This window comes from Bradyrhizobium sp. 2TAF36, from assembly GCF_052114925.1.
Lineage (GTDB): Bacteria > Pseudomonadota > Alphaproteobacteria > Rhizobiales > Xanthobacteraceae > Bradyrhizobium > Bradyrhizobium barranii.
On the sequence record NZ_JBFRFR010000027.1, the window covers coordinates 90,825 to 113,812 of the forward strand.

The following is a 22,988-nucleotide window of genomic DNA, read 5'->3' on the forward strand; positions in this document are numbered from 1 at the left end:
CCTAGCGGCTCATCCGAAAGCCATCGCCATCGACTGGATAACAGCGATGGCGAATTCGCAGGCCCTTCTCCGCGACGAAATGCGAGAACAATTCCCGATCGGCTTCGGGCGCGGTGCAGGTACGTTCGAGCAGAGCGACGCGCGCCTCGGCGCCGGCCGCCTGATAGAACGTAGCTGCGCTTGGGAACAGGCGGGCCTGGAAGATATCGGCGAAGTCCTGGGTGGCGTAATCCCTGAGCTCGGGCGAGGCCGCATTGAAGGCGCGAAGCGCCAGTGGCGCGCGGATGAGTTGGAGCCAGGCCTCGTGTGGCGCGAAGCGATAGGAAAGACTCAGCAGTTCCGCTGTTCGCGGCCCAAAGCCGGCCTGGCGAATTTCGGCCCAGTAGCTGCCGAACCAGCCCAGTGCTTCAGTCGGCGCGCATGCCAGCAAGGCACGGCTCGTCGACGCGACGGCGTCTGCATCGAGATCGATCTGCTTCAGGTCGCCTGCGCGTGTCGATTCGTCGGCGATTGCGAGCTGGAGCAGCAGGAGCTCGCGCAGCGTCTTGGCGCTGCATAGGCGACGGGCGGATGGCAAATTGTCCGATACGATCCGTCTCAGGCGATCGACTTCATATCGCTCGCCGCGCGCGACGCGTCCTGCAATCTGCGGAACCGCGGGATTGGTCACATCCGGGGCGATAGCCGCGATCCACGCCAGCGCGGCTGCGGCAAGCGCGATGGTCGAGCCGCGCAGAAGCCAGCGATAGGCGATCCCCGTTGCCTGTGCCGCCGGCTCGGTGGCGCTAGGCTCCCTCGACATAGTAGCTGTTGTAGTGCGAGCCCTTATACGCCTCGATCCTCTTGAGCATCTTCGGATTGGCGCGATTGAGCACGGCGCCCAGAAGCTTCTTCTGAATGCCTTCGGAGCTCGCCATCGACTCCTGGAGCGCGTTGCGGGTCGTACGGCCCCACTCGATGACGTAAACCATCGCATCGACGAGATGGCTGACAGCCTTGGCGTCGGTGACCGGCATCACCGGCGCCAGATCGATGACGATGTATTCGTATTCCTCTCGCACCACTGCAAGCAGGTCAGCCATCGCCTTGGAGGCGATGACATCTGCCGAGTTCACCATGCGCGATGCGACGACGGAGGGCAGGAAGTCGAGCCCGCTCTCCTTGCTGCGCTGGATATGATAGCCGAACGAGCGCGGATCCTTGAGGGCTTCGACCAGGCCGGTCTTGGAATGGGGGGCCAGCGCCCTGGTCAGCGAGCGGGTATGGAGGTCGCCGTCGATCAGTAGCGTGCGATGTCCGGTCAACGCGGTCAGATGACCGAAATTGGCGGCAACCGTCGTTTTTCCCTCTTTCGGCAAGGACGACAGGATTCCAATGATCTTGACCTCGCGCGACAGGCGCGCGACGTCGATTGACACCTTGATGTTCCGCAGCGTCTCCGCGAACCGCGAGAACGGGTGCTCGACGACGTAGCTGGATATGTTTCCTTCCGGATGATCTGCCGAAGCCCTCGCCGCGCGGATGACGGGAAGAACGCCGAGGCATTTCACCCCGAGCTGATCCTCGACGTCGCTCGGAGATCGCAGCACGTCGCTCATCAGTTCCTTCGTGAAGGCCGCCCCGAAGCCGAAACAGAGACCGCCGAGCAGGCCGCCGACCAGCGCCAGCAGCGTCTTGGGCGAGCTCTTCTTGTCGGGTTTGACCGCCGTGCCGATGATGCGCGCTTCGCTGATCGGGAAGCTCTGGTTCTGCGTTGCGTTCTGCAGCTTCTCGAGGAAGTTGTTGTAGAGGTTACGATAAGTATCCGCCGCGCTTTCGAGGTCGCGCAGCTTGACCTGCGCCTGACTCGTGCTGCCGGCCTGGGATACGAGATTCTTGAGATTCTCCTCAAGCGCCGTCTCGCGGCTCTTGGCGATCTCGTACTCGCTGCGATATGCGTCCGCGATACGACGGACCTCGTCCGCGATCGCCTTGCGCAGCTCTTCCATTCGGTTGGCGAGGTTGACGGCCGCCTGGTGGGTCTTGCCGTAACGGCTCGACCAGTCGGCATATTGCGCCGCCAGGTCGAGATATTGGGCGCGCAGGCGCGTGATCACCGTGTTGTTGAGTGCGTCCGTCACGGTCGGCTGCACGAGATCCTTGTCGAGCAGCGCCTCGATCCGGTCGAGGCGGGCCTTGGCCTCGGCGGTCGCGGCATGAGCGGCAATAAGCTGAGAGTTGACGTCCGCAAGCTGTTGCTCGCTCATCAGACCCCGGCTGGTGCCCACGATGTTGTTTTGCGCCTTGAACGTCTGCACGGCGCGGTCGCTCGCCGTCGCCTGTTCACGCAGCTCGGCGCTGCGTTGCTGGAGCCACTCGCCGGCGCGCTTGGTCGACTGATATTTCGCCTCCAGCGCGCCTACGATGTAGGCGTCCGCAATCGCGTTGGCGATCTGCGCAGCCTTGTTCGGATCGATCGAACGGTAGTTCATCGAGAGGACATAGGTCGTCAGCACGCGCTCGACCTTAAGGTTCTTCTGGAGAAGCTCGACCGCGCCGCGCTCGACCCGCTCTTTGCTCGGAGGACCGTCCGACCCGAACATCGAGATGACCTTGCCGATGACCAGCGGAATCAACCCGGGATCCGAGCCGTTGAACTCCGGATCCTCGGTGAGCTTCAGGCGACGGACGATCGACAGGAGGAGGTCGTCAGACTGGAGAATCTCGACCTGGCTGTCGACGAAGCCCGGGTCGATCAGCGCGTTGGCGGTTCCGCTGTCCTTGTCCAGTACCTGGGTTTGGCGTGTGTCCATCAGGATGCGCGCCGACCTCGATGGCATATCTCGGGCGTTGCGGAAACTGATCTCGTGGCTGAAACATCTCTGGGAATCTTGAGGTTGTCACTCGGGAAGGGGAACGGGTTTGAACGGGTCGGCGAGTTCGGTCTTCCACTCACCCGACATCAGACCGGCGCTTGCACCCGGACCCGCCGGTGCATTGCTGGCCGTGGCGGGAGCCGGGCTTCCCGGAACGGGCGCAGCCGCTGCGTCCTGATCCGTGAGATATCCTTTGAGGACGGACCCGTCGTGCAGCTTGGCAACGAATTCGCTGATCCGGCGCGCGACGTCGGGCTTGGTCGCGATGCAGCGCTCTTCGGCACGGTGAAGCCCGGCGCCGATTGCGACACGGTCGGCCTGGCTCGCCTGGCGCAGCATGTCCCGAACCGGATCGAGCGCGGCTATGTCGGTCACCAGCAATCCGGTGAGCCGGCCCGAAAGCTTGTCCCTGTCGTTCTTCGACTGTCGCAACAAAACCGAGGGGTCCGAGACGAATGCGCTGACCGCGGACGACGGCGCTCGTTCGGCGCGATCGACGCATTGAGCCTGTGCCGGCGCCGACAGCGTCGCAGACACGGCAACGGCGATCACTGCCGCGATCCGTAAAACCGGCAGGGAGCCACGCAACAAGCTATCGAGTTTGATTAGGATCGCGCTCATATCTCGTTGCAAACTAGCGATGACGTATGGATTTAGGCCCTAGGTCCTTGATGACCCAAAACTATGTCAAATTCTTGTGCGGCGCAAAATATAAACCAGTACGGACCAAATTGCCATCCTTGCCCGCTCTGCATCCCCGTTTCGCATGAACGAAATTCTTGCTGCGATCAGGCGCGGATTCGGCGAATGGTTGCGCGCGCTCGTATGCGATAAGCATGAATTTTAGGCAAGCACCATGCCAAGGCAAAGGCGCGAGGGACGGTCTGGCAGACCATCGCCTCGCGCCTGTCGCAACCTGCGATTGAGGGCGGTAGAGCGAAACTTCGCGCGGTCTATTCGGAGGTCCGCAACATCGCGAGACGCGTGGCGCGCAGGCGCTCGCCATTCTCGTTGATCGCGACCCAGAAGCGCGGATTTCCGCCGGACTGCATCGAGATCCACTCGTAATCCGCGGCGTTCCAGGGGCGCACCGAAGCGGAAAGATTGTCCAGGACGAAGTCGCCGTCGGCAAGTCGCGCCACCAGCACGAGATGGCCCTGGCCGCCATTTGTCAGGACCACTGCGAGGCGCAGTGCCGACTTGGGCCAGCCCATCTCGATCAGTTGATGACGCTTGGTGACCGCGTAGTCGTTGCAATCGCCGGCGGACGGCGAAAGGCTCCAGCGCGCCACCATCGGATTGGTCGATTTCTGCATCGGTGTGATCGACGCGTTGACCGAGCTGTTCACCTCGCGCAGCATGCTCATCGCCCGGTCGCCCGAAGGCAGTGTCCGGTCGGCGGCGTCGCTCGCGCATTCGCCGTCGTTGTTCATGCAGAACTTGACGAATTGCAGCGGCGCGAGCGCATTGTCGTACTCGCGGATGAACGCGCTCTTCGCCTGATTGAGCGAACTGTCGTTCAACATCTCGGCCTTGGCGGCGGTGCCGGTCGACGCGATCCCGATCGCGACCAGCGATTTGATAATCCAGCTCATGACATCCCCGTCTCGCGTTTTCTTTTTTGACGCTACGGGTATCTCACAAACGATTTGAGCTTTGGTTCCGCGGAAATTTACAATTGTAGCTAAATAGGCCGGTCACGGGACCGGCCTGGGAGGGGTGGTTAACGGTTCCAGCCGTCAGCGCGACGGGCTTACCGAGGTCAGAACGGCGGTCGACGTCGCCGCAAACAGCGTCTGCGTCTGTGACGCCGCACCGGGCCCGCTCTGGTTCACGACCGTGGGTGCGGTCGAGCTTGCTCCGCCACCGCGTGCCTCCGCCGCGGTCGAACCAGGTCCGCCGCCGGCTGTGGTCTCGCCCGTCGGATCGGCGCCGTTGGTCGCTTCGGTCGGGATATCGCCGGTGATGCTGGTGAACGATTGGATCAGGTCGGGATTCTCGGTCTTGAGAACCGCCTCCTGGATCAGCTGGGCAACGCCGGGCTGCGACAGGACGCAAACCGAAGCGGCGGTGCCGAGACCAGCGCCGATGGCGCGGCTTTGATCGGTGCTGCTGGCCTTCGCCAGCGAGACAATGCCATCGACTGTCTCGGGACGCGCGGTCAGGAGGTCGCGCACAGCCGAGGCGAGGCCGCCTTGTCCGTCCTTGAACTGGTCGAGCAGCCCGCCGGGATTGGCCAGAAAGTCGGTGGCGCGCTCGGCTGAAACAACGCCCGTGTTGGCAACGCAGCCCGAGCTGACGCCCGTTGCGCCGAATGCTGCCGGCATTCCGGCGAAAATTGCCAGCGCTCCGACGATCACGGTGAAGCGCCTACCAGAATTCCAGCTCATTGCCCTGCCCACTTCAATCAATTTGGCTTTAAACTTCAATTAATTTGACTTTAGCTCGACTTGCACGGATTTGCCACGTTCTTTTCGCACCTGTGATGGTAGCGATTGCGCGAGGCCGCACCCGACGATGGCTGCGAAAAACACGCCGTAACCGGGTATCTGCAACGAGAAATCGATGCAGCTATGTGCAACTCCCAATACAGCGACGCTGGCGCCGATCACGGGTATGTAGCGGTCGCGTTTTCGGCGCAAGCTTCCGGTAAACAGATGGTAAAGATACCAGAGGCAGGCCAGCGCGATGACGGCGAAGGCGGGGATGCCTAATTCGACGGCAATTTCCAGCGGCGTGCTGTGAGCGCGGTCCCAGATGCCGAGACTGCCGAGCGTTGCGGGTCTGATGGCGGGAAAAACAGCTTCGAAATTGCCCAGCCCGACACCGAGCAGCCGATGATCAGCGATGATCCCCAATGATGCCTGGTACGCAGCAAGCCGCTGCGGATCGATCAGCCCGTGTTCGACGATTCGCCCCGCCACGAGGCCGCCTACGAGCTGCAAGAGCACGAGCCCTGCTGCCGCTGAGCCGCCGAGGACCAGCCACTTCCGCGATCTGCCGAGCTCGAGCGGCACGAGATAAAGGATGATGGCCAGCACGAACGTGCCAACCGACAGCAGCAGACCCGCCCGCGATCCGGTCATGGCAAGCGCGATCGTGCAGATCGCGAATCCCGCACCGAGCGCCACCGGCGCGGAGAGGATTTGCTCGAGCTGCGATCGCCAATCCGGTTGTTCCGGCGGCCCGCCTTCCTGGCGGTGCATGGTGCGCAGAAGCGGCACCAGAAACAGCAGGGCGCAGCTGCCCCAGAACGTCGCCGCCGTGTTTCGATTGACGAAGGTCCCTGTGGCAAAGCCCAGGTAGGCTTCTTTCTGCCTGAACAGCACCATGTCCGGTGCGATCAGCTCCGCCAGAATTCCGTACAATGCATACAGGCATCCCGCCCATGCCAGTATGCGTAGCAGCGAGCGTGCGGCTCCCGCATCGCTTGCAAGAATCACGGCGCGCGTGAAGGCGAGCGACAGCAGCAAGACCGATCCGAACGCCAGCCACGTTCCGCGTGCGGTGACCGAGAGACGGTCAGGCAGTACGAGGCCGAAAAAACGCCGCGGCAGTTCCCAGACCGCTGCTGATTCACTGGACGGATCGCTCCACGTTTGCAACGCCACGATGACAACCACCGCCGCGATCGCCACTGCCAATGGAATGAGCAACATGRCATTGCGACGGCTCACGGCCGAAAGATCGGCGGTCAGCAGGCTGCAGACGAGCAGAAAATTCCAGAAGCAAATCCACGCGAGGTCGAGGGATCCGAGCGGAAGTGGCGCCAGCACAAACACGGCTGTGGCGAAAAATCGCGATATCGCGCCCAAAGGCCCCTCTGTCATTCAACTCAGCCGCGATGGAGCTATCAGAACTTCGCGCGAGATCAAGTTAATGCGAGGCTAGGTCGTTGATGGCCATTCGCAACATTGCAAACAAGGCCGCAGCTCGCGCGTGCAGCCCTGATCTGTTCCAAACGCAATGCCCGTTGCCTCACGAAAGCTGAATTGAAGTCTATGAGCATGTCGTCGGAGCAAAGATGCCGACCGGCGTCTTGCTGCCGCATCTTTCGTGCACTGTCCTGGTCGAGATCGGCGCTTCGCGGCTCTTTTCAGTTGAATAAACCACCCGGTGGAGGCATTATATTGCACCGCAGCATTTCGCTTTGGTCGAATCGTAGAGCCTCTATCAAGTGCTAGCTCATCAAACAAAGGCGCACTACGTTCCGCTGGACAGCGTTCGTGGCCTCGCCGCCCTCTGCGTGGTCGTCCATCACTTCGTCGGATCGGATCCGCTCGCCGCTGCGCTGCCTCATCGCGCCTGGATCGACGTCGCGTTTTTTCACAATTCCTGGCTCTTCGTCGATTTGTTCTTCGTGTTGAGCGGCATCGTGATCTCGATGAGCTATGTTCAGTCCGAATTCAGCGGGTTCGACTTCCGAACGTTCACCTTGCGTCGTATCGCACGCATCTATCCGCTGCACATCGTCATGCTGTTCGCCTTTCTGGCGTTTCGGCTGATGCGGCTCACGCTCACCGAACTGGACCTGCTGCACTTCTCGACCAACGAGACGGCGGATCTCCAGGTTAACAATGTGTACTCGTTTGTCGCGAATGTGTTCTTGCTCCATGCTATGGGCGTGCTCGATTATCTGAGCTGGAACGGCCCGAGTTGGAGCATCAGCGCGGAGTTCTACACCTATCTCGTGTTTGGCGCCGTCGTCGTCCTGTCGCAGCGCCTTGGCTACATCAGGCTCGTCTATGTTTTCAGCGCCGTGCTGGCGGTGATGGGCGCGGCTCTCATTATCTTCGTGCTCAAGAATGAAACGCTCGATTTCCAGACCAACGCCTTCACCCGATGCTTCCTGGGCTTCTTCGTCGGCGTGCTCACGCTTCGTTTCGTCTCGGGAAAAGGTCGTTCAGTGAGCCCCTTCGTTCAGTCGGCCTGCCAGATCGGTGCGGCCGTCGTCGCCATCGTGCTGGTTTCCGTCGTCGGCTTCGACGAACGGCTCAGCTTCGTGGCGCCGATCGTTTTCGGCGCCCTGCTGGGCTCGCTGATGGCGTTTCCGGAGCGGCTCCTGCCGAAGCTGCTGTCCGTCCGTCCGCTGGTCTGGCTGGGCAAGCGCTCCTATTCGATCTACATGACGCATGCGCTGATACTTGTCCTCATCCAGTACTTCGCGCGTGGCGTGGGCACCGGGCGCCTGCAAATCGTGGACAACATTCTTCCCGGACTAGCAGCCTCACTGCTGCTCGCCGTCTTCGTGGCCGCCGTGCTCGTGCTCTCCAACCTCACCTACCTCTGGGTCGAGATGCCGGGGTCGCGGTTCGTGCTTCGGCTTTTCAATCGCCGCGCCGTTCCCGCTGTGGTCGCGGCGGAGTGACGGGCATGTCCAGCAGCTCTTCGGCTCTACCGAGGTCGGACTGGCGCATGGTCGATCCGGCGGCCTTGCCCCGGCATCACCGGCAGGAGGGCAGTGCATTCTTCAGTCTCGAGGCTATCGCGCTCTTGCTTTATTTCTACCGCGATGCGCTCGCAGGCGCGCTGCGCTATTATCTGGCCGTTCTCAAGATCAGCCCGCTGTGGTTCCTGCCTGACATTTTCGCGCTGGTCTGCATTTTTGCCTTCGTGCAGCGCTACGTCCTGATGGGGCGTAACCTCGTCGCGATCCTCACGCTGTTCTACATCTGCTTTGCGCTTTACCTCGGATACGTGTTCCTGGGCTATTTCAGCGGCATGATGTCGTCGTTCAAGATGATCGCGCCGGTGTTCGTCGGCTTCTGCTTCTGCGGGCGCAATTTCGGCGACTACGATCGACTGCTGCGGTGGCTTCACCCGATCTTCTACCTGACGATCGTCGGGATCATATTGTCGTCCCGCATGCAGTTGCCCTGGGTGGGATATGCCTACGAGACTTTCGGCACGACGCGGCAGGCGACGCGGCTGTGGTGGTCGGCGTCCGAGACGCGCCTCGCCGGACTTGCCGCCGACAGCACGATGGCCGCATTCTTCGTGTTCATTTCGTTCACGATCAGCTCGGTGCGCCGGAGCCTGCTGTGGTGCCTGTTCTGGGCCCCGATCGGTCTCTACGCCATCAAATTGACCACGAACAAGACCTCGCTCGGCGTGATGGTGATCTACGTCGCTTGCCTGATCATCGTTCGCCTCGTTCCCGAGCGTGAGAAGTTTCCCATGCTGCGGCGCATGGCGCTGCTGTCGTTCCTGTCGATCCTCGTGCCCGCGGTGCTGATCGCCCTGTTCTCCGGCAACGGGCTTGTCAGCATGTCGCGCGGCCTGTTCAGCCTGCAGGACCGCGTCAACAACAGCTGGCAGTTGCCGTTCGTCTACATGGCTGAGCTTATGCCGGTCGGTTTCTTCACCGGCTGCGGCCTCGGTTGCTTCAACTATCCGCAGCTGCTGTTCTCGAACAAGCTCAGCTATTACGTTCCGGTGGATAATTTCTACCTCGGCACCTACCTGATGTTCGGGCCGATCTTCGTGTTGTTCATGGTCATGGTCATCCTCGCGGTCGCAAGGACCAGGGACATCTACAAGCTGTCTTTCGCGGTCGCCATGAACCTCTTCACCATCACCGTGCTGGCCTATGGTCCGGCAAGCGGCTTGATCATGCTCGGCGTCGCCTTCAGCGAAGTCTTCGCCCGAGAGAGACGTGACGAGACCGTCGCGGACGCGGTGCCACTCGCGCCTGACGTCGACGATCTGGTCTCTCGGCCGGCATGATCGCGATGTTGCCGCATGCAATGAGCTGCAGTGCGCAGCACGGGCGCTGGTCCGGAACTTTCCTTCATCTTGATATCGGATCGCGGCGGTGAGCGCAGACAGCAAGAATTTCGTGGAGGCGATCCAGGGGCTGCGCGGCGTCGCCGCGCTCACCGTGCTGATCGTCCATCTTCAGGACATGCCGCTTCTGGCAGGCTTCCTGCCTCCGATCTGGCCGTGGCTGGAAGCGACTGTCAACATGGGCGGGCACGGGGTCGAGCTGTTCTTCATGATCAGCGGCTTCCTGATTCCGGCGAGCCTGATGCGTCACCGCAGCGTCGGGAAGTTCTTTCTCGATCGCGCCCTGCGAATCCTACCCGTGTTCGTGATCCTGCACCTGATCCTGTTCACGGCAGGCCCCCTGGTTGGCTACAAGTTCTTCAAGGGGATCGATCTGCCGACCTATCTCAAGCTGTTCTTCGTCAATCTGGCGTTCCTGCCGGACGCGCTGGGATTGCCGATCGGCCAGCAGAACGCGTGGACACTGAGCTACGAATGGGCGTTCTACATTCTGTTCGCGGTGATCTTCGTGATGTTGGTGCGGCGGAGGAACTGGCTGCTGGCGGCGCCGTTCATCCTGCTCGGTCTCGCGGGCATCGCCTTTCGGCCGATCGCCGCGTTCTTTCTGGTCGGGCTGTTGTTCAGCCTGATCGATTTGCGGATCCGCGTCGTCGGCTGGCCCGGATTGCTGGCGGGCATCCTTTGCGGGATCGCGATGTACGTGTCGATCGAATATGCGCATCCGCTGGTCGGGCTGTTGCCGGGCGCGCTGCTGTTTGGAATGGTCCTTGCTCCGGACTCCGGTATTGCCGTCGCTTTGAGCGGCAAATTCCTGCAGTTCCTCGGAAAGATCAGCTATAGCCTCTATTTGGTCCACCCTTTTGCGCTATTTCCGTTGCAGGTCATCGGAGTGAAGCTGGCCGCGCATGGCGTCAATCTCTGGCTCCTCTGGGCCGGGTTCGCGGGCCTCGGCCTGATTGCCGCACTGATAGCGGGAACTGTCAGTTACGAGCTGATCGAAGTGAGACTCCGCCGCTTGCTCGATCCGGCGCTGCGGGGCCTGTTGTTTGGAGTGCGCCGTGAAGCTCGCTATGTCGCCTGAGCGCGTCCTTTCGCAATCGTTTCAGCCGGATCACATACGAGAGACGTCATGATCATCAAGAACCTGCTCTCGATGTCGAGCGTGAACGTCGTGAAGTCGGCCGTTCAGTTCCTCATCACGCTGCTGATCACCTATTTCGTGACGCCCACGGAATTCGGGCTCGTGGCGTTTTCGCTGCCCTTCATCGCCTTCATCTCCATGCTGACCGACCTTGGGCTGTCGAGCGCGATGATCCAGCGGACGTCGCTCACCAGGGAGGAAGCCGGCGCGGCGACGACTCTGATGGTCGCGATCGGGATTGGTTGTGCCCTGGTGCTGGCCGCCGCCTCGAAGCCGCTGGGGGCTGCCGTCGACATGCAGGGGCTGCCGTCCGTGCTCGCCGCTCTCTCCGGTTCGGTCGTCTTGTCCATTTCCGCGATGGGGCCGCGCGCGGTCCTGGAGCGCTCCCTGCAATATCAGACCATCGCCTTGATCGAAGCCGGCGCGGCTCTGGCTTCCGCGACGGTGGGCGTGGCCGGAGCCCTGCTCGGATGGGGGATCTGGGCGCTGATCGCATACTATGTCCTGATGCAGGCGGTGCGCGCCGTCGCCTTCTATGTGAACACCAGGCGCCATATCCATCTGTCCTTCAAATGGCGCGGCGTCGCGCTGATGCTGTCGTTCGGCGGTTGGGTGCTGGCCTCGAACGTCCTCAACTTCACTGCGAGAAACGTCGGCAATCTCATGATCGGCGCCAAGCTGGGCGCAGCGGCGGTCGGTCTGTTCGGTCTCGCCTTCCAGTTCATGACGCTTCCGCTGATGATCCTGTCGTGGCCTGGCGGCGGCGTTCTGATGGCCACCCTGAGCCGGATGAACGGCGAGCGGGAACAGGAACGGCGCAGGGCGGCGATCTGCGCGGTGCTCGGCATGACCGCGATGATCACATTCCCGGCAATGATCTACCTGACGTTCGGGCTGAAATATCCCGTTGCGACGTTCCTCTCGCCGCATTGGCAGGAAGTCCTGCCGCTGATTGCTATCCTTGCGCCGGCAGGCGCGGCGCAGTCGATTGCGGCCTATGCCGGACCGATTCTGCTCGCTCACAACAAGGCCCGGCTCCAGTTCTGGGTGAGCACCGCCAACAGTGCCAGCATGATCCTCGCCTTTGTCGTGGCGTTGCCGTTCGGGCTCACGGCCGTGGCGGTCGTGTACCTGATCGTATCGATCCTCGTTTGCGTCCTGATGCTGATGATTGGAGCCCGCAACTGCGCGATCTCCTATGCCTCTTTGTTGGGCGCCCTGATGCCGGCCACCGTCGCCACCGCACTGGGCGCATTGTGTGCACTCGTCGCCACGAAGGCAGACGTCGCAAGCCTGTCACATTGGCTGTTGGCGACGGCCGTCTATGCGCTGATCGTGCTTGGCAGCTACGTGATATTCAGGCGTCGCATCTGGAACAGCATGCAATCGCTGCTCGGCGGCTCGGTTCCGTCGATCCAGGCGAATGTTTCCTCGGCAGGTTAGTAGAGATCGTTTGATGTCATCAGTTGAGGGAATGAGCGGCAAGTCCCAAGCGGGAATTCCGTGGCGCGAGGACCTGATGGCAAACACCGGCAGGTCCGGTGTGGCTGCCGCTTTCGTCGCCATGCTGACGAGCCCGGGCTTYGCCGTGATCACGACCTGGCGCATCGCCAGGATGCTGCGATTCCAGACCCGCTGGGGACATCAGATCACCTGGCTGCTCGTGCGGGCGCTGATGCGGCGCGGCTGCTACATCTCGGTTCTCGCGGAGATCGGTCCAGGGCTGATCTTGCCGCATCCGACCGGCGTCGTGATCGGCGAGGGGGCGCGGATCGGTCGCTCCGTGATGCTTTATCACAACGTCACGCTCGGCCGGCGTGCCTGGGATGAACCGGGTTGCCCGACCATCGGCGACGGTGCCGTCATCTACACCGGTGCCGTGATCGTTGGCCCGACTTCGATTGGTGCGGGAGCAAACGTTGCCGCCAACGCGGTCGTGACGCGTGACGTCCCGCCGCATTCCGTCGCCGCGGGAGCACCTGCGCGGATCGTGCGCTCGGAAGCACCAGGTCGCCTGCGCGCCTGACGGCCCGCGAACCGACGGCGAGGTTCCCGGCGATCCGCGTTTGGTCCGCCGGTTCAACCCGGTCACAATTCTGATTGCTTGCCATGTATAGTTGTGTCCGGAAACGTCTCGGACACAGGAAGCAAGCCCATGTCGTCGATCATTACCGATTTTTCGCAGGTCTATCCCTATCTCGACGGCTCGAAGTTCAAAGACACCATCGTCGTGCAATATCGGGGCGATGGCGACGTCAAATACAGATGCGACGTCCTCGTGGACATCTGTCGGGGCAAGCGCGTCCTGCATGTCGGATGCTGTGATCATCTGCCGCTCATCAAACGAAAGATCGACAACCGGGACTGGCTGCACGGCCTGATCACCGAGTGTTCCGAATACACCGTCGGCGTCGACATCGATGCGGATGCGGTGCGGGAGGCGTCGCGGATTTCCGGGCTCGACAACATGGTCGCGGGCGACGTGACGTCCGGCCAGAAGATCGATGCAATATCCGGCCGGAAGTTCGACATCGCCGTGTTTGGCGAAGTCGTCGAGCACATTCCGAATCCGGTCTCGTTCCTGTCGCGCTTCAGGGAGAATTACGGCGACGTCGTCGATCAGATCGTGATCACCGTTCCGAACGCCTTCAGGGGTGGCAACATCAAGGGCATCTTGAAGAACGTCGAGACGATCAACAGCGATCACCGGTTCTTCTTCACGCCCTATACCATCGCCAAGGTCGCAATCGACGCCGGCTATGCGCCGGTCGAGGTGAAGATGGCCACCTTCATGCGCGCCGGAAAGCTGAAGTCGATGCTGCTGCGGCGGCTTCCGCTGCTGGCCGAGGATATCATCTTCATCGGTGCGGCCACACCCGCGCGGCCGCACTGACCTTGCTTCCCCCGTCGTCCCCGTTCAGCTGGCAGGGGGACCTGCCAGCTGGTTCGGCGTCAGACGAACAGGAAGTTGCCGTGATCCAGGTTGGCCGAATTCACATTCTTCAACAGGATGGAATCGGCCGAGGTGAGCTGGATCAGCGTGTCGGAACCTGATTGCGAAATCTGCAGGTGGCTGTAGTCGGCCACCAGTGATTTCAGGATTTCGATCGTGTCGTGGTTCGCCGCGGCTCCGGCGTGGAAGCTCTTGATCTGGTCGTTGCCGCCGTCGAACATGACGGTGGTCGTGCCCGGCGCCGCGGAGAAGACGTCGTTGCCGCTGCCGCCGGCCAGTGTCAGTCCCGCAGTCACCGCCGTGACGGCGTGGGTCCCATCGGTGTTGAGGACGTCGATCGAGAGCAGCGAGCCGCTGGTATTGTAGCTGTCGTGCTCGACGGCGCCCGGCAGGCCGGCGACCTTGAACTTGAAGACGTCGGACGTTCCATCGGCGTTGTTGATGGTTTCGGTCGTCTTGACCCCGGTGCTGTCGTAGACATCGGAGACCTTGCTGCCGTCCGCCTTGACCACCTGCGTGTAATCGAGCGTACCGTCCGCGTGCGACCGGGTGATCGAGGTCATCTTGCCCGCGGCGTCGATGTGCTGCTGCTCCGTGACGTAGCTCTTGCCGGTGATGTTGTAGATCGTGTTGTCGTGCGAGCCGTCGGCGTTGTTGGCGTAGACCGCGGTCTTGACGCCCGACGTGAACACGGTGGTCGAGTTTGAGCCGTCCTTGTTCAGCACGTAGTCGCTGGTGAGACTGCCGCTGCCGTCGAACAGCTTCGTTTCCTTGGTGCCGTCGGCGTTGACGACGTAGATCGACGAGTTCAATCCGTTCGCGTAGTTCGTCGTCGTCACGTCGCCGCCCGCCGTCTTGTGAACGTCCTGGACCAGAGCTCCCGACGAGTTGTACGTGTCCGTCGTGGTCGATCCATCGGCGGCATTCAGGATCTCGCTCATCTTGTGGCCGGTGCTGTCGTAAAGGTCGGTGACCTTGCTGCCGTCGCTGTTGATCACCTGCTTGTAGGCAAGCGTATCATCGGCGTGAAGGCGGGTCAGGGCCGTAAGTGCGCCGGCGGCGGTGAGGTGTTGGATCTCGGTCGTATAGCTCTGGCCCGTGATGTTGTAGAAGGTGTTGTCATGGCTGCCGTCGGCATGGGTGACATAGAGCTTCGTCTTGACGCCGGCGGAGTAGACCGTGTTCGAGGACGAACCGTCCTTGTTCTGGATGAGGTCGCTGGCGATGATCCCGCTGGAATCGTACAGCTTGGTGTCCTTTGACCCGTCGGCGTTGACCACGTAGACCGACGCCAGCTTGGCGCCGTTGTAGTTCGTCGTCGTGGTGTCGCCGGAGCTCGTCTTGGAGACCTCCTGCTTCAATGCGCCGGTCGATGCATCGTAGATGTCGGTCGTCGTGCCCGACGACGTGACGGTGATGACCGAGATCTTGTGGCCTGTGGAATCGTACTGGGTCGTGACCTTGCTGCCGTCGCTGTTGACCACCTGGCTATAGGCCATCGAGCCGTCGGCATGGGTACGGCTGACCAGAAGCAGCTTTCCGCTCGGATCGATGTGGTCGTGCTCGTTGGTATAGGACTGGCCGGTGATGTTGTAATAGTAGTTGTCGTGGCTGCCGTCGGCATTGGTGCCATAGACCTTGGTCTTGACGCCGGCCGTGTAGAGCGTGTTCGAGGACGAGCCGTCCTTGTTCTGGATCAGGTCGCTCGCGATGATGCCGTTGGAATCGTACAGCTTCGAATCCTTCGATCCGTCGGCGTTGACCACGTAGACCGACGCCAGCAGCGAGCCGTTGTAGTTGGTCGTGGTCACGTTGCCGGAGGTCGTCTGCACGACCTGCTGCTTGAGCGCGCCCGCGATGGTATAGAAATTGGTCGTGGTGGCCGTCGACGTTATGGTGACGGCCGAGGTCTTGTGGCCGGTCGAGTCGTACTGGGTCGTGACCTTGCTGCCGTCGCTGTTGAACACCTGGCTGTAGGCCATGGTGCCGTCCGCATGGGTGCGGCTGACCGACAGCAGCTTGCCGCTCGCGTCGAGGTGATCGTGCTCGCCGGTATAGGACTGGCCGGTGATGTTGAAATAATAGTTATCGCGGCTGCCGTCCGCGTTGGTGACGTAGGCCTTGGTCTTGACGCCTGCGGTATAGAGCGTGGTCGACGACGAGCCGTCCGCGTTCTGGACCACGTCGCTCGCGATGACGCCCTTGGCGTCGTACAGCTTGGAGTCCTTCGAGCCGTCGGCGTTGACGACGTAGACGGACACCAGCAGCGAACCATTGTAGTTCGTGGTGGTCACGTTGCCGGAGGTCGTCTGCACGACGGTCTGCTTGAGAACGCCGGCTGTGGTGTAGAAATCGGTGCTGGTCGCCGTCGATGTCACGGTGACGACAGAGGTCTTGTGGCCCGTGGCGTCGTACTGGGTCGTGACCTTGCTGCCGTCGCTGTTGTAGACTTGGCTGTAGGCCATCGAGCCGTCGGCATGCATCCGGACGACTGATAGAAGCCTCCCGTCCGCGTCGAGCTGGTCGTGCTCGCTGGTATAGGACTGGCCGGTGATGTTGTAATAGTAGTTGTCGTGGGTGCGGTCGGCATTGGTGACGTAGACCTTGGTCTTGACGCCGTTCGAATAGAGCGTGTTCGAGGACGAGCCGTCCTTGTTCTGAACGAGGTCCGCGGTGAGATTGCCGCTCGTATCGTAGGTCTTGGTGTCCTTGTCGCCGATCGCCGAGACGGTGACGTCACGCACCATCTTGCCGCCGGTATAGGCGATGTTCTCCGACGAGCCGTCGGTATTGAGCGTTACCTTGCTGGTGATGACGCCGTCGGTGAAGTTGGACGTGCTGGTCGACAGAAGCTTTGCGGAGGAGTCGTAGACCCTGGTGACGCTCCAGGTGTCGGTCGAGTTGGTGACGGAGAACTGGTAGCCGCCCTGGATGGCCGCGAGCGCCTTCCCGTAATGCGAGATCATGTACGCCATGGTGGCATCGGAGGCGACCGGAAGCACGTGGGTGTCGGTGAGCGTGATGGTCTCAAGCGAATCCGAGGCGTTCAGGTCGGACATCTGCGACACGATGTCGGCGGCGGTTCCRCTGACGTCGGTCACGGCGGGCGGTGCAGAGCCGCCTCCTGCGGGAGCGTCGATCTCGATGATGAGCGGGTGGTCCGTGATCGGAACCACGATCTGGCTGACATCGGTGTAGGTCGCGATCGGCGAGCTGCCCTTTAGCGGGTCATAGACGTTGATCAGGTGGTGGACGCTGCCCAGGTTGACGGTAACCGATATCGTCGGATTCGCGATCTCGGTGTCGGTGGCGTCGTTCCAGACCTTGGGTTCCGCCCAGACCACGAGCTCATAGGCGCCGTTGCTCTTGCCGAGAACCATGCTGTTCCCGCTCGCCGGCATGTTGTCGAGCGTATAGTTCAGCGAGGCAGTCGGCGTGTGGCCGCCCTTGCCGTCGTCGGCCAGGATCGTCGTCAGATTGTGGACCGCGGTCGCCGCGAGCTTCGGGGTTCCGTCGGCGTTGAACAGGCCCCAGTGCGATTCGGGATCCGTAGGGTCGTTGCTCGCCGAGGCGTCGAGCAATTGATAGAGATAGGTGGTGCTGACGCCGTCCTTGTAGGCATCGACCAGCGTGTTCAGGATCGATTTCGCCTGTACGTTCTCGCTGGCGCCGACATACGGGGTATCGCTCTTGGTCGTATATCCGGTCTCGGTGATCACGACCGGTTTGCCGCCGGTGACCGACGTGGCGTTACCGAGCAATTGCTCGAGGGCGGTTTCGGGTGTCAGGCCGGTGCTGACATAGGCGTGAGAGTTGGCGTAGTCGGTCGACCCCGACATGTTTCCGAGATTGGCGTAGTCGGCCGAGTCATTATAGCCGATCGACAAATTGTAGACGGGGATATCCTTGAGCGCGGCGTCCGCCTTGATGGCGCTGTAATAGACAGCCTGGAACTGCGCTGCGGCCGAGACGCTCGAGCTCCCATTATAGCTGAAGCCCTGGATGTTGACCTCGTTGAGGCCTTCCAGCGCGATGACGCTGCCGGGATGGCTGGCCGCGAACTCCTTGACGGATTCCAGATAAGACTGGAGCGCAGCCGCGCCGCCGGCCGGAACGCCCGACGGAACCACGAGGTCGAATTTGTAACCGTCCTTCGCAAGTCCCTCGACGATCGGTTGCGCTTCCGGGCTCGTGGCGAGTCCGCCCCGCAGTTTCGTCACCCCGAGATAATTGAGATTGTCCTCGACGAGGGCGAGGTTGTCGTAGGCGCCCCAGGAATATCCAACGTGAACATTGACGCCGATGGAACTGACAAAGGTGCTCGCCGACAGGATCGTCTGATCTGGTGATGCGGTAGTCATCGGTATTTCGGAGCCTTTTCTGAAACGCGAGAGTTCGGTGCCGCCTGCGTCTGTCGTATCGGCCAATCTCTGTTTTTCGAGTTGGTGAGATCGGTAAAAATGGAAGCACCCGGAGATTTTCTCACCGACGCTTCCTGCGCGACGCCCACAGCGCACGAATCTGCGTGGACTGAGATTGATCGATGAAGACCACGGCAATGTGCTTGCAGCGTGACGTTCGAATGGCGATGCAACGACGATGTTCGATCGATGTTGTGCCGGTGCCTAATCGAAACGCATTTGCTTGTCGCGCGAGCAGCCTTGCTTCGAATCTATTGTGTTAAGCGCCGTTAAGCCTGTGGCGTGGGCGGATCGAGTTGCCTGCGAGTCACGACCGCAAAAAATATCGATCGAACTTCGAATGTGACAGTTGTTCGGGCGTTGAAGGCTTGCAGCGCGCTTCCGAATTTTCCCGCGTGCAGTCGGGAAGCGAGAAAGTAAATCTATGGAACTCGCCACCGGAGTTTTGTTTTCTCTCCTGGTCGCTGCGACATCGTGTCGACGTCAATGCAGAAGGATATCGAGTCTGTCTTTGGCCGATGAAGAAACCCCTCGTTGATGTGCAGGGCCAGTCGAACGAACGACGCCGACCAGATGAGAGGTCCAATCTGTGTGCACGAGGTGCGGCGATCGGTGCGTTGACGGCGGGACAATCGGTCGCGGACCCGGCGGGCAAGGGGCCGGGGGACGTTTCAACCGGGCGTTGCTTGCGGAATTTGAAGGGAACGCCGACTTCCGGCGGAAGGCGCGAACCCGAGAAGCGGACTTCGGACGTCGTCTGCAGTGCCGGGGCGGAGTGTCGCAGATCCGCAACGTCAATATGTTAGGCGCGCAACGCTGTTGCGGGCAAACCGCTGGCACGGCATGGAATTTGCCGCTAAGCACTGACCGAAATGTCGTCGATTGAACGGAGTAAGGCCATTCCCATGCAAGATCCCGCCCCGAATGTCATGTTTCTGGTTGAGGTCGTGAATTGCAATGACGGGATTGCATCCTATTGCGAGACCCTGGCCACGGGATTGCATGGCCGGGGCGTGCAGATCCACCTGGTCTCCGGTGCCGTGCGCTCGGACGAGAAGTCCGAATACAAGCGTCAGAAGCTGGCGGCGGCCGTCAAGGAATGGCACGTCATTCCGGGACTTCGGAAGTTGCCTTCGCTGTCGATCTTCATGCGGTTGTTGAAGCTGATCCGGAAGAACAACATCACCGTGATCAACGTCCACGGGCTGGGCATGCTGATGTGGGGCCGGCTGCTCGCGCTGCTCACCGGCGCGCGCTGCGTTGCGACCTATCATCCCTCGGTGCTCGGGAACATCGAGAAGGTGCAGAATGCGCCGCAATCGACCTTCAGCCCGGTCCAGGTCCTGTTCTTCAACCTCTTCTTTCCCCACACCCTCATTCTGATGTCGGAGGAATCGCTCCGGCATCTGCGCCGCTACGTGCTGTTCGGCAAGAACCGGATCGCCAAGGTCTATGGCGGCGTCGACACGGTTCATTTCCGGCCGCCCTCGGATGCCGAGCGCCGCGATGCGCGCGCGAAATTCGGCGTTGCCGACGGTGAGTTCATGTGCCTGCTGGCAGCCCGTCTCGCCTGGGTGAAGGGCCACGACCTCCTCATCAAGGCGGCGCGCAAGATCCGCGACGGCGCCAGTTCTCCGCCGATCGACATCAAATGCTACTTTGTCGGCAGCGGCGGAGCCGAGCGCGAGAAGGAAATCAAGTCGTTCGCTTATGCTGGCGAGAAGGACAAGGACACCTTCAAGTTCCTCGGGTTCATGGGCGACGTCCGCGAAATCCTCTGGGCCGCCGACGTGTTCGCGCTGCCGAGCCGGTTCGAGGGATTCCCGCTCGGCGTTGCCGAAGCCATGGCGACGGGCCTCATTCCGGTCCGGACTCCGGCGGGCGGCGCGACTGATCAGATCATCCAGGGCCAGACCGGCTTCATCGTCCCGTTCGAGGACGTCGACGCGCTCGTCGGTGCGCTCGAGAAGGTGGCCGACCCCGCGATGCGCGCCGCGCTGTCGCGCAATGCTCTTGCGCGCGCCCAACAATATTTCGGTGTCGGGCCGATGGTCGACGAGACTCTCAGGATCTACGGTTTGACCGGCGATACCAGCGGCAACGCGCTGGCTCACGCGGTGAAGGCCTGATCCTAACTGCGTGCCGAGGCCAGCAGATCGCCTCGCCACGTCACCAGAACGACGGCGAGGCCGGCAAAGACGATCTTTCCCGCGAGCCAGGTCAGGGAGTCCGACGGAGCCGCCGCTAGCATCGCGATCGCGGCGGCCGCAACGGTCGCTTCCAGGATCAGCAGCGCCCTTGGCGCCGCCCTGAACCGGATCAGCGGACCGCTGGCGAAGAGGATGATGAGCGCGGTGGCCAAGGCCGCGCTCGCGATCTGTCCCGCCACCGATATGTGCAGTAACGCGCCGATCGAGGATGCCGCCGACACCAGCAGCAGCTGGCACGCCGCGACGACGACCAGTCTCGTCGCCGATTTGGTTAGATGCGGCACGATCGCGAGCGTGGCCTGAAGGTGGGTGTGGAGGAAGTAGAAGATCGCCGCGACCGGCGCCGCGTTGAGGAAATCGACCAGCAGATCGGCGGGCACGAACAGATGCGCCGCGTCGGGCAGGAGGCCGATCAGCCCGCCCAGCATCACGATCGTCGCGCAGAGGATGAATTCGAGCATGCGGGCGCTGGCCCTGCGCGCTTCGCCGTCGACGCCGCGCTCGAACTGGACCACGACATTGGGATAGCAGACGGTGTGAATGGCGGCCACCAGGACCGAGAACGGGCGTTGCAGGAGGTCGATCGCCATCGAGAAGCCGGCCGCTCCGGTCGACGCGCGGCCGAGCGTGGCGATCACGATCAGGCGCAAGGTGACGGGTACGGAGAGATGAATGACGGAGGCGGCCGCAGCCATGATGCCATAGCGGCAGAAATTGCCCCAGTCGGTCAGCATGGCGCGTCGCGACGCGCGCCGTAGCGAGGTGCGATGCACGACCAGGCTCAGGAGAAGCACCGCGCCGTAGCTCGCGGCCATGCCGCACAGCGTCGCTGCAGCCGTGCCGTGGAGCAGCGCGCCCGCGATGGCGCCGGCCAGAAGCACGCTGGCACGCAGGATCAGGAGGACGGACGCGGTCCCCAGCCGGTCGGACACGCGGACGATCATGAAATAGAGGTCGGTGGCGCCTTGCAGCACGGCCATCGCCAGCGCGAGGGCGACGACGCTCGTCTCGAGCGTGCCCAGCAGTCCCGCCACGCCGCCGACGAGCAGCAGCACCAGCGCGCTGAGCAGCCCGGCGCTGAACAGCGAGAACCGCAGGCGCGCGGCTTCTTCTCCGGAAGCTGCGGCGAGGAAACGAACGCCGGCCAGTTGCAGCCATTCGAACACGAAGACGCAGAACAACTGGCTCGTCGCCAGCGCCAGCGAGAACGAGGTGTACTGGGCCGGCGAGAGGATATGGCTGACGGCGAAGATCAGAATGATCGCGGACGCACTCTGGTAGATATAGCTGCCGAATGCGAGCAGGCTGATCATGTCTGGCAATGCGTGAGAAAGAACATGGCGGGATGGTTGAGGGCCATTGGCGGCATCTGCGTCAGCTTCGGCTATGTGCGAGGCGTGCCGCGGCCGCGCGTGAGCTCGTCGTAGACGTTGCGATAGCCGGCGACGACGTCGTCAAAAACCCATTTGTCGATGCCGGACTTCAATCGCTCGCTCATCTCCACGATCTGCTGCGGCGCTTCGATGATCGCCGAAATGCTCTTGGCGATCGAGGCGGGATCGGGCGACGTCAGCCAGCCGGTCACGCCAGGCTTGATCGCCTCCTGAATGCCGCCGAACGGCGTGCCGAGCAGGGGTTTGCAGGCGGCCTGCGCGTCGGCGACGACGAGCGGGCAGGGATCTTCCCAGACCGAGGGGACGACCACCACGTTCACCTGTTCGTAAAACTGCTTCGGCTGTACGAAGCCGAGAAATTCGATCCGTGCATTCGGAGCGAGCGCCTTGAGCTGCTTCTGCTGGCTCTCGGTTGTGTGGCCTGCGATGACGAGCCGAAACCGGTCAGGCGGAATCGTCGCGATGGCGCGCACGAGATTGTAGATGCCCTTCTCTTCGGTCAGGCGTCCGATGAAGCCGAACGTGACGGTGCCGTCGACCATCGCGGTGTCTGCGTTGCCGACGTTGGCGGTCGAGGCGTTTCGAATGACGATCTTCAGCGGTGTCTGCGTGAACAGGCCGAGCTGGGTATGGATGTCGAGAATGCGCTGGCTGACGCCGACGACGGCATCCAGATGTCGCGTCGCCCCGCGACGGCGAAGGGTCAGGATCTGACAGCTCATGCAGCTCGATTCGCAGGCATGTCCGTCCGAGAAGCGCGAGCAGCGCGGGCAGGTGAGATAATAGTCGTGAAGCGTGTGCAGGACCGGAATGCCGAGCTCGGCGGCGGTCCGCCACACCGCGGTCGTCAGGCCGGAGAGATTATTCGAGTGCAGGATGTCAGGCTTGAAGGCCTTGATGCGCGCCGCAACGAGCTCCGACATTGTCTGCCAGTCCTCGATCGCGTGCCAGATGCCGCGCACCGGCGAACTGTGCTGCTTGGCGAAAGGGAAATAGATGTTGTGTACGGGCGCCGAATACACGTCGATGCCGTTGCAGGTCTCCATCTGCTGGTTCGATGCGGACGCGGCACGTATCACTTCCACGCCGTCGTTCTGCCCGACCAGGGTCTCGGCGAGGCGGCGGACGAACGTTTCCGCGCCCCCGACCACCTTCGGTGCCAATGGCGTTGGATAGAGGGATGACGTGATAAGGATCTTCATCGAAAAGGTCTGTCCAGCTATCCTGC

16 protein-coding genes are annotated in these 22,988 nt (G+C 61.9%); 7 read left to right on the top strand and 9 right to left on the bottom strand.

Features of this window, described 5'->3' with window-relative positions; translation table 11 throughout:
• Nucleotide 1: 1 nt before the first annotated feature.
• From AB4Z51_RS17215 to AB4Z51_RS17240, 6 genes are all read right to left on the bottom strand, one after another.
• Nucleotides 2–802 (bottom strand): hypothetical protein, encoded by an 801-nt coding sequence (locus AB4Z51_RS17215; protein WP_085402141.1) that lies wholly within the window; start codon nt 800–802, stop codon nt 2–4.
• Nucleotides 786–2,792: a GNVR domain-containing protein gene (locus AB4Z51_RS17220; protein ID WP_441497664.1), complete on the bottom strand. Its 2,007-nt coding sequence runs from the start codon at nt 2,790–2,792 to the stop codon at nt 786–788. The genes AB4Z51_RS17215 and AB4Z51_RS17220 overlap by 17 nt, the downstream gene beginning before the upstream one ends.
• An 87-nt stretch (nt 2,793–2,879) precedes the next feature.
• Nucleotides 2,880–3,407 carry a hypothetical protein gene (locus AB4Z51_RS17225; RefSeq protein ID WP_245328480.1) on the bottom strand — a complete coding sequence of 176 codons (528 nt, stop codon included), beginning with the start codon at nt 3,405–3,407 and terminating at the stop codon, nt 2,880–2,882.
• 401 nt (nt 3,408–3,808) lie between these two features.
• A complete protein-coding gene (locus tag AB4Z51_RS17230) occupies nt 3,809–4,450 on the bottom strand; it encodes a transglutaminase-like cysteine peptidase (protein WP_085402139.1) in 642 nt (213 codons plus the stop codon).
• 144 nt (nt 4,451–4,594) lie between these two features.
• Nucleotides 4,595–5,245 carry a hypothetical protein gene (locus AB4Z51_RS17235; RefSeq protein ID WP_071916260.1) on the bottom strand — a complete coding sequence of 217 codons (651 nt, stop codon included), beginning with the start codon at nt 5,243–5,245 and terminating at the stop codon, nt 4,595–4,597.
• A 39-nt stretch (nt 5,246–5,284) separates the two neighbouring features.
• A complete protein-coding gene (locus tag AB4Z51_RS17240) occupies nt 5,285–6,670 on the bottom strand; it encodes an O-antigen ligase family protein (RefSeq protein ID WP_441497665.1) in 1,386 nt (461 codons plus the stop codon).
• Nucleotides 6,671–7,032: 362 nt separating this feature from the next.
• On the opposite strand from AB4Z51_RS17240, the gene AB4Z51_RS17245 reads away from it, so the two are divergent.
• The 6 genes from AB4Z51_RS17245 to AB4Z51_RS17270 all read left to right on the top strand — a co-directional run bounded on the left by AB4Z51_RS17245 (nt 7,033) and on the right by AB4Z51_RS17270 (nt 13,675).
• Nucleotides 7,033–8,223 carry an acyltransferase family protein gene (locus AB4Z51_RS17245; protein ID WP_085402137.1) on the top strand — a complete coding sequence of 397 codons (1,191 nt, stop codon included), beginning with the start codon at nt 7,033–7,035 and terminating at the stop codon, nt 8,221–8,223.
• 5 nt (nt 8,224–8,228) lie between these two features.
• Nucleotides 8,229–9,581 carry a hypothetical protein gene (locus AB4Z51_RS17250; protein WP_441497666.1) on the top strand — a complete coding sequence of 451 codons (1,353 nt, stop codon included), beginning with the start codon at nt 8,229–8,231 and terminating at the stop codon, nt 9,579–9,581.
• A gap of 88 nt (nt 9,582–9,669) precedes the next feature.
• Complete coding sequence (locus AB4Z51_RS17255) at nt 9,670–10,722, top strand: acyltransferase family protein (protein WP_085402136.1); 1,053 nt, start codon at nt 9,670–9,672, stop codon at nt 10,720–10,722.
• Nucleotides 10,723–10,770: 48 nt separating this feature from the next.
• Entirely contained in the window at nt 10,771–12,225 is a 1,455-nt protein-coding gene (locus AB4Z51_RS17260; RefSeq protein ID WP_166084206.1) for a lipopolysaccharide biosynthesis protein, read from the top strand.
• A 76-nt stretch (nt 12,226–12,301) separates the two neighbouring features.
• On the top strand, nt 12,302–12,808 hold the full coding sequence (locus AB4Z51_RS17265; protein ID WP_245344125.1) for a serine O-acetyltransferase: 507 nt from the start codon (nt 12,302–12,304) through the stop codon (nt 12,806–12,808).
• A 129-nt stretch (nt 12,809–12,937) separates the two neighbouring features.
• Nucleotides 12,938–13,675, top strand: a complete 738-nt coding sequence (locus AB4Z51_RS17270; protein ID WP_071916254.1) for a class I SAM-dependent methyltransferase — start codon at nt 12,938–12,940, stop codon at nt 13,673–13,675.
• A 59-nt stretch (nt 13,676–13,734) separates the two neighbouring features.
• Here the strand turns inward: AB4Z51_RS17270 and AB4Z51_RS17275 are convergent, their stop codons facing one another.
• Entirely contained in the window at nt 13,735–18,096 is a 4,362-nt protein-coding gene (locus AB4Z51_RS17275; protein WP_441497667.1) for an RHS repeat protein, read from the bottom strand.
• Between the two features lie 965 nt (nt 18,097–19,061).
• On the opposite strand from AB4Z51_RS17275, the gene AB4Z51_RS17280 reads away from it, so the two are divergent.
• Nucleotides 19,062–20,285, top strand: coding sequence for a glycosyltransferase family 4 protein (locus AB4Z51_RS17280; protein ID WP_085402133.1), 1,224 nt, complete (start codon nt 19,062–19,064; stop codon nt 20,283–20,285).
• Nucleotides 20,286–20,287: 2 nt separating this feature from the next.
• On the opposite strand, the gene AB4Z51_RS17285 is transcribed toward AB4Z51_RS17280, so the two are convergent.
• Together AB4Z51_RS17285 and AB4Z51_RS17290 are read right to left on the bottom strand one after the other, a co-directional pair.
• Nucleotides 20,288–21,679 carry a hypothetical protein gene (locus AB4Z51_RS17285; protein WP_085402132.1) on the bottom strand — a complete coding sequence of 464 codons (1,392 nt, stop codon included), beginning with the start codon at nt 21,677–21,679 and terminating at the stop codon, nt 20,288–20,290.
• Between the two features lie 71 nt (nt 21,680–21,750).
• Nucleotides 21,751–22,962 (bottom strand): glycosyltransferase family 4 protein, encoded by a 1,212-nt coding sequence (locus AB4Z51_RS17290; protein ID WP_085402131.1) that lies wholly within the window; start codon nt 22,960–22,962, stop codon nt 21,751–21,753.
• Nucleotides 22,963–22,988 lie beyond the last annotated feature (26 nt).